The sequence below is a fragment of the Pseudomonas sp. Sample_24 genome, from assembly GCF_004307605.1.
Taxonomy (GTDB): domain Bacteria; phylum Pseudomonadota; class Gammaproteobacteria; order Pseudomonadales; family Pseudomonadaceae; genus Aquipseudomonas.
Genome location: NZ_RCNW01000118.1, coordinates 1 through 12639 on the forward strand (window position 1 = coordinate 1; position 12639 = coordinate 12639).

Sequence of the window (12639 nt, forward strand, 5' to 3'; positions counted from 1 at the left end):
GTTAAACCCGCCGGGACTACACCGGCCGATGAAAACCACAATTAGGAGAGATCGACAATGAAGCTTCGTCCTCTGCATGACCGCGTCGTCATCCGTCGCAGCGAAGAAGAAAAGAAAACCGCTGGCGGTATCGTCCTGCCAGGCTCGGCTGCTGAAAAAGCCAACAGCGGCGAGATCCTCGCTGTCGGCACCGGCCGCGTACTGGATAACGGTGAAGTGCGTGCACTGTCCGTGAAAGTGGGTGACAAGGTTGTGTTCGGTCCTTACTCCGGCAGCAACACTGTGAAAGTCGACGGCGAAGACCTGCTGGTAATGAGCGAGAACGAAATCCTCGCTGTTGTCGAAGGCTGATTCCCCGCTCATTTTCCCGCTACTACAAAGTATTTAAGGAATATCGATCATGGCTGCTAAAGAAGTTAAATTCGGCGATTCCGCCCGCAAGAAAATGCTCACCGGTGTCAACGTCCTGGCTGACGCAGTAAAAGCGACCCTGGGCCCGAAAGGCCGTAACGTGATCATCGAGAAGAGCTTCGGCGCTCCGACCATCACCAAGGACGGCGTTTCCGTCGCCAAAGAAATCGAACTGGATGACCGCTTCGAAAACATGGGCGCGCAGCTGGTCAAAGACGTTGCCTCCCGTGCCAACGATGACGCAGGCGACGGCACCACCACCGCCACCGTTCTGGCTCAGTCGATCGTCAACGAAGGCCTGAAAGCCGTCGCTGCCGGCATGAACCCGATGGATCTGAAGCGCGGTATCGACAAAGCGACCATCGCGATCGTCAAAGAGCTGAAGGCCCTGTCCAAGCCATGCGCTGACACCAAGGCTATCGCTCAGGTAGGCACCATCTCCGCCAACTCCGACAACTCCATCGGCGACATCATTGCCGAAGCCATGGAAAAAGTCGGTAAAGAAGGCGTGATCACCGTTGAAGAAGGCTCGGGCCTGGAAAACGAACTGTCGGTTGTAGAAGGCATGCAGTTCGACCGTGGCTACCTGTCCCCGTACTTCGTCAACAAGCCAGAGACCATGGTCGCTGAGCTGGACGGCCCGCTGATCCTGCTGGTCGACAAAAAGATCTCGAACATCCGCGAAATGCTGCCAGTGCTGGAAGCCGTTGCCAAAGCCGGCCGCCCACTGCTGATCGTGGCCGAAGACGTTGAAGGCGAAGCCCTGGCGACTCTGGTTGTGAACAACATGCGTGGCATCGTCAAAGTCGCAGCCGTCAAGGCTCCAGGCTTCGGCGACCGTCGCAAGGCCATGCTGCAGGACATCGCCGTTCTGACCGGCGGTACCGTTATCTCCGAAGAGATCGGCCTGAGCCTGGAAAGCACCACCCTGGAGCACCTGGGTAACGCCAAGCGCGTGACCCTGTCCAAGGAAAACACCATCATCGTTGACGGTGCTGGCGTACAAGGCGACATCGAAGCGCGCATCAACCAGATCCGTGCCCAGGTTGCCGAAACGTCCTCGGACTACGACCGTGAAAAACTGCAAGAGCGTCTGGCCAAGCTGTCCGGCGGCGTTGCAGTGATCAAGGTTGGCGCTGGTTCCGAAGTTGAAATGAAAGAGAAGAAAGCCCGCGTTGAAGACGCCCTGCACGCTACCCGTGCAGCCGTTGAAGAAGGCGTGGTACCTGGCGGTGGCGTGGCCCTGATCCGCGCTCTGGAAGCACTGACCGAACTGAAAGGCGACAACGCCGATCAGGACGTGGGTATCGCTGTACTGCGTCGCGCTGTTGAAGCGCCGCTGCGCCAGATCGTTGCCAACTCCGGCGACGAGCCGAGCGTAGTGGTCGACAAGGTCAAGAACGGCGAAGGCAGCTTCGGCTACAACGCTGCGACTGGCGAATACGGCGACATGATCGAAATGGGCATCCTGGACCCAACCAAGGTTACCCGTTCGGCTCTGCAAGCTGCAGCTTCGATCGGCGGTCTGATCCTGACCACCGAAGCCGCTGTTGCTGATGCACCGAAGAAAGACGGCGGTGCTGGCGGCGGTATGCCAGACATGGGCGGTATGGGCGGCATGGGCGGCATGATGTAAGCCAGCCGTACCCCTGTACTAAAAACCCCGCCTGCGAAAGCCGGCGGGGTTTTTTGTTGCCCCAGAAAAATGTGTTGCGGTTGACAACCTCTTCGCGGGCAAGCCTCGCTCCTACGGTTACTCATTGGACCTGTAGGAGCGAGGCTTGCCCGCGAAGGCGTCAATTCAGGTGCTGACTAGCTCCGCGTTGACCGGCCCCTGAGCCTTCAACGCCGGTCGATACAGAATCCAGTAATACGACCCCAGGCAAATCAGCCAGCAAAACACTGCTGTCCACACGTTGTGCGAAAAGAAGTGCGCCCCCTGCATCATCCGCCCGATGGAAAACACCGAACCCAGGGCGAAGGCAAAGACGAACGCCGCCCGGGCCAGTCGCGGGCGACGATCACGCAACACGAAAAACAGCGCGAACAGCGTGAACCCGGTGGCCGCATGGCCACCCGGCCAGCAGCGCCCTGGCTTGTCGGTCTGCGGCCGAGGGCTGAGTAGTTCACTGTAGGTTTCATGGCCGCCGAACTGTTCCAGGCTCCACGGGCATTGCACCGCCGTCACTGCTTTCATCGGCGTGACAAACGAGGTCGCCAAGCCCAGAGATAACACCAGACAACCCAGTTCCCGTTTGTACGGTTTGAGTCTGTCCATGAAAAACGAACCAATGAAACCGAGTATGGCCAGTACCGAAAACGCAATGACCACTTGCTTGGCGCGGTCATGCAGTACGGTCTCGAGGAAGTAACTGTGGCGCCCGATGAACGCCCCGGCAACCGGGTCGTAAAACAGCTTGGCCAGGGCCATGTCCAGGTTTGTCAGTTCGAGGAGCACCAGAGTCATCGCCGCAACAGCGGGAATGCCCAGGTATACCCAGAGATTGAGCGGGCGAGAAGCGGGGCGTGCAGAAATCGAAACCATGAAAATTCCCGGGTCAGTGAAATGTTCTTGAGTGCGCAGCCGCGCGGAGTTTGAGCCCGTTTCTGTCGTCAGCCCGTGAATCGATAGTGAAAAAAACGTTGAGCCCCGAATCGGCCGTTTTGTGAGGTCGAGACTGCACGCAGTCCTAGCCGTGAGCCACACTTGGCCTTAAGCTGCGCGGGCCAAGACGGCCGTAACTGTGTACGGAGAAGGTGCCCATGCGAATTTTATTGGTTGAAGACAATCGCGATATCCTCGCCAATCTGGCCGATTACCTGGGGCTCAAAGGCTATACCGTCGATTGTGCACAGGACGGTTTGTCGGGCCTGCACCTGGCCGCCACCGAGCATTACGACTTGATCGTGCTCGACATCATGCTGCCTGGCATCGACGGCTACACCTTGTGCAAGCGCCTGCGCGAAGATGCCCGGCGCGACACCCCAGTCATCATGTTGACCGCACGCGACCAACTGGACGACCGGCTGCAAGGCTTCAAGTCTGGCGCCGACGATTACCTGATCAAACCTTTCGCACTTTCGGAACTGGCGGCACGGATCGAAGCGGTCATGCGGCGTACCCAGGGCGGTGGCCGTCGTACCTTGCAAGTCGGCGACTTGAGCTACGATCTGGACACGCTGGAAGTTACCCGCGAAGGGCGGTTGCTCAAGCTCAACCCGGTGGGCCTCAAGTTGCTCGCAGTATTGATGCAGAAAAGTCCGCATGTGCTGCGCCGGGAAATTCTTGAAGAAGCGTTATGGGGCGATGACTGCCCGGACAGTGACAGCCTGCGCAGCCATGTCCATCAGTTGCGTCAGGTGATCGACAAACCGTTCACCAAACCGTTGCTGCATACCGTGCACGGTGTCGGTTATCGCCTGGCCGAGGGCCGCGATGGAGTTTAAGCAGAGCCTTGCCCAGCGCATCATCATTGCCTTCGCACTGATGAGTGCGTTGGTCGCGGGTGCCTTCGCAATGGGCATTGTCGCCACCGTGCATCTGGTGGAAGAGAAGTTGATTTCTGCCGGATTGGGTGGCGATTTGCAGCGCCTTCTGCTCATGGACAGTGTCTCGGACTGGAGCCATCGGCCCGAGCCGGATCAGTTGTTCTATTTCAGCGGGGGGCCGGGCGATTTCGATTTGCCCAAGGATTTGCGACATCTGGACTCCGGTTTTCACGAGGTGTTTCGCGAACACCTGTCGTACCACGCGATGGTCGAAATCGTCGACGGGCGGCGTTATGTGCTGCTGCAGGACCAAAGCGATTTCGAAGAGCGTGAACGGGTGCTGTTCGCCGTTGTTCTCGTTGGCTTTGTGCTCAGCCTGGCGCTGGCGGTTTTCCTTGGCTGGGTTCTGGCGCGCAAGGTGATGGCGCCTGTTGTCCGGCTGGCCCGACAGGTCCGGCACCGCGATCAGTTGCTCGGTCTGGCACCGCCGCTGGCACCGGACTACGCGGCCGATGAAGTGGGGGAGCTGGCTGTGGCATTCGATGCGACCCTGGGGCGTCTGCGTCAGGCCCTGACGCGGGAGCGACTGTTCACCAGCGATGTCAGCCACGAGTTGCGTACGCCGTTGATGGTTCTGGCCAGTTCCTGCGAGTTGTTGCTCGAGAACCCTGGCATCGATCAGCGCGGTCGCGCGCAGGTCGAGCGCATCTCCCGCGCCTGTGAAGAAATGCGTGAACTGGTACAAACCTTCCTGATGCTGGCCCGGGCCCAGCGCGAAGACACGAGCATGTCCCCGCAGCAGACGCTCACTGGCGTCGCCGACGGCTTGATCGGGCAGTGGCGCGCGCCCATTGAGGCCAAAGGCTTGACGCTGATTTTTGAACCGGGTCAGCCACAGAGCATTCGATACAACGCCACGCTGCTGAATGCGGTGATGGGTAACTTGCTGCGTAACGCGCTGCACTACACTGAACAAGGGTTTATCCGATTGACCCTGACGACCAGCGGTTTTGTCGTCGAGGACAGTGGCGTGGGCATTCCCGAAGAGAAGCGTGAAGCGATGTTCGAACCGTTCGTGCGCGGCAGTGAAAAGCGCGGTGAGGGCCTGGGCTTGGGGCTGTCACTGGTGCAGCGGATCTGTGAAAACCAGGGCTGGAGCGTCAGCCTGACCAACATGGAGCCCAATGGCTGTCGTTTTCAGGTGCAGTTGCACCCCACTCCAGCAAGCTGACCGTCGGCGACAAGCAATGGAGAGCGGCCCGTGTTTTGTAAAACCTCGAAACGATTAGGGGTTTTACATGACATTTTTTTCACAAAGGCATGACCTGACGCTGACACGGTGCTACCTAATGTGGGTGCCATCAGAAGTACAGGAGAGCTCGATATGGCCGGCCCGATCAAACTGGATTTTTCCGAAAAATACGACGACCAGCACGCACAACAGTATTTGCAAAAACATCAGGATGGACTGAGTCGTAAATTATCCCATTGGCGGGATGAGCAATTGGCTCGCAAGGCGCTGACTGCGGTCGGTGAGCCTGGTCTGGTCCTCGACCTGCCCTGCGGCGCTGGACGTTTCTGGCCATTGCTGGCGGAGAAACCCAACCGCGTGATCATCGGCGCCGACAATTCGGAGTCGATGCTGAAGATAGCTACTCAAGCGCAACCGGCCGATGTGGTGAAACGGGTACAACCCTTGCACACTTCTGCATTCGACATTGCCTTGCCTGATAACGCCGTCGACAGCATTTTCTGCATGCGATTGCTCCATCACATCGGTGAGGCCGAGCATCGACTGGCAATTTTGCGCGAATTCGAGCGCGTCACCCGTGATAGCGTCATTCTTTCACTGTGGGTAGATGGCAATTTCAAGGCCTGGAAACGCAAGCGCCTGGAACGGACCCGCAATCAGCAAGGTTACCAAAACCGATTTGTGTTACCTGCTGCTACGGTCGAACAGGAATTTGAACAAGCGGGTTTCCGAATTCAGGAACGTCTGGACTTTTTACCGCTCTATGCCATGTGGCGAGTTTACGTATTACGCAAGAGGTAACAGGATGGCAGTGCAGGTAGCAGCAGGATCGGATGATGGCTCCCAGGACCGTTTCGACTATTTCTGGAATCAGCGCGGTGAATGGGTAGAAGAGCCCAATGTTCGCCGCGGTGGAGAAAGTGGTGTGCAGCGCGTCAAGGGCAGTGATGATCAACTGCTCTACTTCAAACGCCAGACCGGGCATATCTATCGCAGCTTGCTGCACCCGTTTGGCCGGCCGACAGTGCTGCGTGAGCGCGATGCACTCATCGGCGTTGGCTCGCTCGGGGTCCTTGTTCCGCAAATTGTATTCTGCGGCGCACAGCGCGACCCCGTGCACAAATGGCGCGCCTTACTGGTAACAAAGTCACTGGATGGTTTCCAGGAAATTGAACATTGGTACGCCGACGGCGGCCGCGAGCGTCACGGTGAAGCCGTACATGATCGCGTGTTGCAGGCCTTGGCAGAAAACCTGGCCCGCATGCACAAAGGGCGTTGGCAGCATAGCTGCCTCTATATCAAACACGTATTCGTGCGGGTGACCGGCGAAGGCGAGGCGTCCAGGGTCGAGGTGGCTTTGATTGATCTGGAGAAGTGCCGCCAGCGTCTGACTTCACATCAGGCGGCTGCCCACGACATGAAGCAACTGCGCCGCCACTCGTCGTTCAGCTCAACTGACTGGAAGAAACTGGTCTACTTTTATGAGACGGCGTTTGGCAGCGCTATCAAGGGTTTATAGCAATGAAACTCGAAGTTGCGCGAGGTTTGTTTTTGATAGGAGCCTTGGCAGTCGCTTCGCTCGCGGTGGCTGCCTGGGAGCAGCCACGCACTCAAGTTCTCAGCTCAGCGAATGGCGATCATTGCCCCTTGCCACGAGTCGCCAAGACCTCCGTGGCTACACAGCCCGACCATGATTTGTTGCTGTTCATGTTCGGACTTTCTCAAGGATTGAGGCCGCAAAGTTGAAAAGTTTGAAGCCCAAATAAAAGGCCTCGCAAATGCGAGGCCTTTTATTTTTGCCCTGTAGGAGCCGGCTTGCTGGCGATGCAGACGCAGCGATCAGTCAGGCAGACCGCGTTATCGTTCATCGCCAGCAAGCCGGCTCCTACATGGGTTTATCGGGCTTGGCCAGCAACGTATATACGCATGGCAACACGAACAAGGTAAACAGCGTCCCGATCGACATGCCTGTGGCGATCACCGTTCCGATGTCGAAACGGCTCACCGCCCCCGCGCCGGTGGCGATGATCAAGGGCACCATGCCAAATACCATGGCGGCAGTGGTCATCAATACCGGGCGCAGGCGAATGGCCGCTGCTTCCTCCACGGCCTCGCGTGGCGACAGGCCCTTGTCCTTGCGCAATTGGTTGGCGAATTCGACGATCAGGATCCCGTGCTTGCTGATCAACCCGATCAGCGTCACCAATCCGACCTGGGTGTAGATGTTCATGCTCGACCAGCCAAGGAACAACGGGATCAAGGCACCGCAGATCGACAGTGGCACTGTCACCAGAATCACCAGTGGGTCACGGAAGCTTTCGAACTGTGCAGCCAGCACCAGGAAAATGATTGCCAGTGCCAGGGCAAAGGTCACCCATAACGCGCTGCCTTCCTGTACGTATTGCCGCGAGGCACCGGCATAGTCGATGGCAAAGCCCACCGGCGCCTCTTCGCGGGCGATTTGCCGCACAACGTCGATAGCCTCGCCCATGCTGACCAGCGGCACACCGGACAGGATCGCCGAGTTGAGTTGCTGGAACTGGTTCAACTGCCGCGGTCGCGCACGGTCGGTCACGGTGATCAGGGTCGACAGGGCCAGCAGCTCGCCCTGGGTGTTTTTCACGTAATAGTTGTTCAGCCAGTCGGGATTGTCCCGAAACGGTCGCTCGACCTGAGCGATGACTTTGTAGCTGCGCCCCTCGATGGTGAATCGATTGATCTCCGCTTCACCAAGCAAGGTCGCCAGTGTTCCACCCAGATCCTGCATCGACACACCCATCTGGGCAGCCTTGGCACGATCGATGTCCACCACGACTTCCGGCTTGTCGAAGGCCAGGTCGACATCGACGAATGCGAACTTGCCGGACTCCATGGCGCGCTTTTTCACCCGGTCGACCACCTGCAACAGCAGCTCGTAGTCGTTGGCGGTGTTGATGACGAACTGGAAAGGCAGCCCTTCGCCAGTGCCTGGCAGCGAGGGCAGGTTGAAACCGAAAATCTGCAAGCCGGGAATGCTTTCGAGCTTGGCCTGAACCTCGGGCAGAATCTGCATCTGCGTCCGGCTGCGCTCGTTCCACGGTTTGAGCAGAAACCCGCCGATACCCGATTGCACTCCGTTGAATCCATTGATCTGGAAGGAAGAGTAATACTCGGGGAACGCCTTGAAGATCGAAATGAATTCGTCGGTGTAGGTGTTCAGGTAATCGAGGTTGGTCGGTTGCGGGGCGTTGGCGATCATGAAAATGATGCCTTGGTCCTCGTCCGGTGCCAGTTCCGATTTGGTGAACTTGAGCAACACCGGAATCAGGCACAAAACAATGACCGCGAACACCAGCACCACGGGCCGGGTATTGAGCGTTCCGTGGAGCATGCTCTGATAGCGGCGCTTGAGGCTTTCGAAAATCAGGTCGAGGCGATGGGCCAGGCCGCTGGGGTTTTCATCGTGACGCAATAGAAAGGCGCACATCATCGGTGACAGGGTCAGGGCGACGATGCCAGAGATCACTACGGCGCCGGCCAGGGTCAGGGCAAACTCCTTGAACAATGCGCCGGTCAGCCCCGTCAGGAAGCCGATCGGCGCATACACCGCCGCGAGAGTGATGGTCATTGAAACCACCGGCATGGCGATTTCCCGGGCACCCTCTATAGCAGCGTCCCGCGGTGTCTTGCCTTCTTCGATATGGCGGTGGATGTTCTCCACCACGACGATGGCATCGTCCACCACCAGGCCGATGGCCAGCACCATCGCCAACAGCGTCAGCAGGTTGATCGAGTAACCCATCATCTGCATGAAGAACATCACGCCGATCATCGACAACGGAATGGTGACCACCGGGATCACCACCGAGCGCAGTGCACCGAGAAACAGGAACACCACGACGATCACGATCAGGACCGCTTCGAACAGGGTTTTCACCACTTCATCGATAGAGGCCTGAATGAACAGCGTGGCATCGTAGGCAATTTCACCCTTGAGGTTTGGCGGCAGCTGGGCTTCAAGATCCGGCATGATCTTGCGCACTTCCTTGATCACGTCCAGCGGGTTGGCACCGGGCGTGGCCTTGATGCCGATATACACCGAGGGCGTACCGCCAAAGGAACTGATGGTGTCGTAGTTTTCGGCGCCCATCTCGACCCGGGCGACATCGCGCAGCAGTACGCGACTGTCGCCATCGACCTTGAGCGGAATTGCAGCAAAGGCTTCGGCGGACTTCAGCTCGGTGCTGGCGTTGATGCTGGTGACCACGTACTCGCCCTTCACCTCGCCAGCGGCGGACAGGAAGTTGTACTGGCGCACGGCGTTGGTCACGTCGCTGGCCGTCAGACCGAAACCGGCGAGTTTCACCGGGTCAAGCCACAGGCGCATGGCGAACACCTGGTTGCCGAGAATCTCGGCTTCGGCCATGCCGGGCAGGGTTGCCAGTTTCGGCTGGATCACCCGTGACAGGTAGTCGGTGATCTGCGGGTTGCTCAACTCCTTGCTGAAAAAGCTGATGTACATCAGCGCCGAGGCATCGGCGGCTTCCTTGCTCAGGACCGGGTCTTCAGCGTCCTGGGGCAATTGGTTCTTCACCTCGTTGGCCTTGGCCAGCAGTTCGGTGAACAGTCGGTCGCTGTTGGCACCGATGCGCGCGTAGATCGAGATCACCGAAAAGTTCTGGCGACTGACCGAGGTCATGTAGTCGATACCCTCGGCGCTGGCCAGGCTTTGCTGCATCGGCTGGGTGATATAGCCCTGGATGGTTTCGGCGTTGGCCCCGGGGTACGCCGTGGTCACCGTGATCAGGGCGTTTTCCATTTGCGGGTATTGGCGTAGCGGCAACTTGCTCCAGGCCTGGAAGCCCAGCAGCACGATCAGCAGGCTGACCACGGTGGCGAGCACCGGGCGGCGGATGAACGGATCAGTAAAAGCCATTGGGGGTTCCTTGATCAGTCAGCGCGAGGCTGACTGTTCTTTTCGGCCAGGGTCTTGTCATCGCTGATGGCGATGCGCGCGCCATTGTCGAGTTTGATCTGGCCAGCCGTGACAATCGTTTCACCGTTCTGCACGCCTTTGGTGATGATCACCATTGCATCGCGCCGTTCGCCGGTTTCGACAAAGCGCCGTTCTGCGATCAGGATCGGCTGGCCCTTGTCGTCCTTTTCCACGCTGCCGTCTTCGGCTTTTTTCTGGGTTACGACATAGACCGAATTGCCATAGAGCGTGTAGGTGATCGCGCTTTCCGGTACGACGATGCGTGGCTGCGGGTCGGGCAATATGACCTGCAGGCTGGCGAACATCCCCGGCAGCAGCTTGCCATCGGGGTTGGCCAGGGTGGCCCGGACCTGCACGTTGCGCGTGCTGTTCTCGACTTTGGGGTTGATTGCACTGATGGTGCCGGGGAATTCTTCTGTGGGGAACGCCGCGACAATGAGCTGCACCGGTTGACCGACGGCGATCTTCGGTACCGACTGTTCGGGAACGAAGAAATCGACATACAGACTGCTGAGGTCCTGCAGGGTGGCGATCATGGTGCCTGTGGCCACGTAGTCGCCGACGTCCACCTGACGAATGCCGATGGTGCCGCTGAAGGGGGCGAGGATGCTTTTTTTGCCGAGTGCAGCCCTGAGTTGGTTGACCGTGGCCTTGCTCTTTTTCAGTACCGCCGAGAGGCGGTCGAATTCACCTTTGGAAATGGCCTGGCTGCCTACCAGTTGGCTACCGCGACCGTAATCGACCTGAGCCAGCCCAAGGTCGGCCTGGGCGGTTTCAAGCAGAGCGCTTTCCACGGCGCTGTCGAGCCGCAGGAGCAGTTGGCCGGCCTTGACCTTCTGCCCTGATTCGAACTGCAGGTCCACAACAGTGCCATCGGTCTCCAGGCTCAGGTCCACGCCTTGCAGTGCCTTGAGCGTGCCGATGGTGGGCAGGCGTGCCTGCCATGGCCGTTCGGTTGCCTTGGCCACGGCAACGCTGATCGGTGGTTTTGGCGCGGAGAAACCTTGAATCATCGTGTAGATGGAGAAGGCTTTATATCCGGCCAGGACCAGCACGATCAGCAGAACAACACCCAACATGATCAGCATGCGGCGACGCAGCATATTCCAGTTCCTTGGAGAAAATCAGGTGAGACAGTGGGCACATTACCGCGACTGGGAAGGGTAATCCAACTGCCAGTTTTTACAGGTTGTGAGGTATTGGAGAGGTGATGTCGTGAAAAGATCGTCCGGGAGCGGCCCCAGCTATCGGACGATCTTTTGACGTAATTACGCCATCAGATGCAGATGGTTGTCCCAGAGCCCTGCCGGCAGCTCCAACGGTTTTGCAACCAGCTCTGTCTGGCGGCAATCGTAGTAACGGCAGCGGCCCTGGCCAGAGGTCACGACAAACCCGTCGGCGACCGCGCCAACGCCAGCGCAATCGGCAAGCGGTGCATCCAGGCGCACTTCGCCGCTGTCCAGGTCCCAGATGAAAAAGCGGTTGCCCCGTGGCGCAGTCAAGGCCACCAATCGCAGGTCGCTGTGCACCGCGACACTGGCGGTGTAATGCCCCATGGCCTGTAACTGGTGCTCCGGCACCGGGAACGCCACGAACGGTTGGCCGGGGCGCTTGATTGCCAGCAGCTCCGACGATTCATGAGCCGCGCCCATGAACTGCTGACCGGCAACGATGGTGCCGTCGCTGGCGATGCCCAGGTGGCGCACGCTGTTCATCTGCTGGCCGAGGGTTTCCTTGCTCAACAGCGTGCCGTCGCGTTGCATCAACACCAGGCTTGGTTCCATGGCGTCGAGATTCATCTCGACCCGGCTTTCCGCTTCGGTGCGAATCCCGCCGTTGGCCACCACCAGGGTTTCGCCATCGGGCATCCACGACACTTGATGCGGGCCGATGCCATGGGTGGAGATCTCGCCGCGGTGCACCAGTCGCTCGCCTTCGAACTTATACACACCCAGCAAGCCGCGACCCGGATCAGTGGTGTCGTTTTCAGTGGCGTACAGCCAGTCACCGCTGTGGTGAATCACCGCGTGACCGTAGAAGTGCCGATTCGGTTGTGATGTCAGCGTTTGCAGCAAAGTCCCGTCGCGCAGGTCGATCAGGTAGCTCTCGGTGCCCGGGCGACGGGCGACGAACAGCGCGATCGACAACGTCGGGTGGTTGATGATGTCGTGGCAACGCTGGCCGACCTGGGTGGCAAACACCCGGGTGCCGTCCAGCCGATACCCGACGGCGTAGTGCTTGCCGTCGGTATCGTCCCGCGCCGAGAGAAGCAGCGGGCTGGCGTCTTTGTGTTTGAACAGCTTCCAGCCGCCCAGCGTCACCGCACCCAGCAACAAACTTCCTAACGTCAGAGCCTGGCGTCGCAGCATGGCACTTGCCCTCATCAGTCACCGTCGTTGGCGTTGAAGCCCAGTTGGATGCCCAGCGCCTTGGCCAGTTCGCCTTCGTGCAGGCGATGGACGACGTTGAGGCTGTCGTAGATATCGTTGAGTTGCTGGCGACCGGCGTCGTC

General features: G+C 58.9%; 11 protein-coding genes and 1 pseudogene. 7 read left to right on the forward strand and 5 right to left on the reverse strand.

Annotation, left to right across the window (positions count from 1 at the left end; all coding sequences use genetic code 11):
* Nucleotides 1-57 precede the first annotated feature (57 nt).
* Both D8V06_RS06130 and groL read left to right on the forward strand, forming a co-directional pair.
* Nucleotides 58-351 carry a co-chaperone GroES gene (locus D8V06_RS06130; RefSeq protein ID WP_034149036.1) on the forward strand — a complete coding sequence of 98 codons (294 nt, stop codon included), beginning with the start codon at nucleotides 58-60 and terminating at the stop codon, nucleotides 349-351.
* Nucleotides 352-400: 49 nt separating this feature from the next.
* The gene (groL, locus tag D8V06_RS06135; protein WP_130930624.1) at nucleotides 401-2047 is read left to right on the forward strand and encodes a chaperonin GroEL; all 1647 of its coding nucleotides are present in this window, start codon (nucleotides 401-403) and stop codon (nucleotides 2045-2047) included.
* A 165-nt stretch (nucleotides 2048-2212) separates the two neighbouring features.
* Here the strand turns inward: groL and D8V06_RS06140 are convergent, their stop codons facing one another.
* Nucleotides 2213-2956 (reverse strand): phosphatase PAP2 family protein, encoded by a 744-nt coding sequence (locus D8V06_RS06140; RefSeq protein WP_130930625.1) that lies wholly within the window; start codon nucleotides 2954-2956, stop codon nucleotides 2213-2215.
* A gap of 218 nt (nucleotides 2957-3174) precedes the next feature.
* Between D8V06_RS06140 and colR the strand changes: the two genes are divergently transcribed.
* From colR to D8V06_RS06165, 5 genes are all read left to right on the forward strand, one after another.
* Nucleotides 3175-3858, forward strand: a complete 684-nt coding sequence (gene colR, locus D8V06_RS06145; RefSeq protein ID WP_130930626.1) for a two-component system response regulator ColR — start codon at nucleotides 3175-3177, stop codon at nucleotides 3856-3858.
* On the forward strand, nucleotides 3848-5131 hold the full coding sequence (locus D8V06_RS06150; RefSeq protein ID WP_130905937.1) for a HAMP domain-containing sensor histidine kinase: 1284 nt from the start codon (nucleotides 3848-3850) through the stop codon (nucleotides 5129-5131). The genes colR and D8V06_RS06150 overlap by 11 nt, the downstream gene beginning before the upstream one ends.
* A 153-nt stretch (nucleotides 5132-5284) precedes the next feature.
* The gene (locus D8V06_RS06155; protein WP_056852731.1) at nucleotides 5285-5953 is read left to right on the forward strand and encodes a class I SAM-dependent methyltransferase; all 669 of its coding nucleotides are present in this window, start codon (nucleotides 5285-5287) and stop codon (nucleotides 5951-5953) included.
* Nucleotides 5954-5957: 4 nt separating this feature from the next.
* A complete protein-coding gene (locus D8V06_RS06160; RefSeq protein WP_056852730.1) occupies nucleotides 5958-6671 on the forward strand; it encodes a lipopolysaccharide kinase InaA family protein in 714 nt (237 codons plus the stop codon).
* A 2-nt stretch (nucleotides 6672-6673) separates the two neighbouring features.
* Entirely contained in the window at nucleotides 6674-6898 is a 225-nt protein-coding gene (locus tag D8V06_RS06165; protein WP_082557526.1) for a hypothetical protein, read from the forward strand.
* Nucleotides 6899-7037: 139 nt separating this feature from the next.
* Here the strand turns inward: D8V06_RS06165 and D8V06_RS06170 are convergent, their stop codons facing one another.
* From D8V06_RS06170 to D8V06_RS06185, 4 genes and pseudogenes are all read right to left on the reverse strand, one after another.
* Nucleotides 7038-10067, reverse strand: a complete 3030-nt coding sequence (locus D8V06_RS06170) for a multidrug efflux RND transporter permease subunit (RefSeq protein ID WP_130930627.1) — start codon at nucleotides 10065-10067, stop codon at nucleotides 7038-7040.
* Between the two features lie 14 nt (nucleotides 10068-10081).
* Nucleotides 10082-11230 carry an efflux RND transporter periplasmic adaptor subunit gene (locus tag D8V06_RS06175; protein ID WP_130930628.1) on the reverse strand — a complete coding sequence of 383 codons (1149 nt, stop codon included), beginning with the start codon at nucleotides 11228-11230 and terminating at the stop codon, nucleotides 10082-10084.
* A 165-nt stretch (nucleotides 11231-11395) separates the two neighbouring features.
* Nucleotides 11396-12496, reverse strand: a complete 1101-nt coding sequence (locus tag D8V06_RS06180; protein WP_130906541.1) for a DUF1513 domain-containing protein — start codon at nucleotides 12494-12496, stop codon at nucleotides 11396-11398.
* A gap of 14 nt (nucleotides 12497-12510) precedes the next feature.
* Nucleotides 12511-12639: pseudogene (locus tag D8V06_RS06185) on the reverse strand (imelysin); the annotation flags it as partial.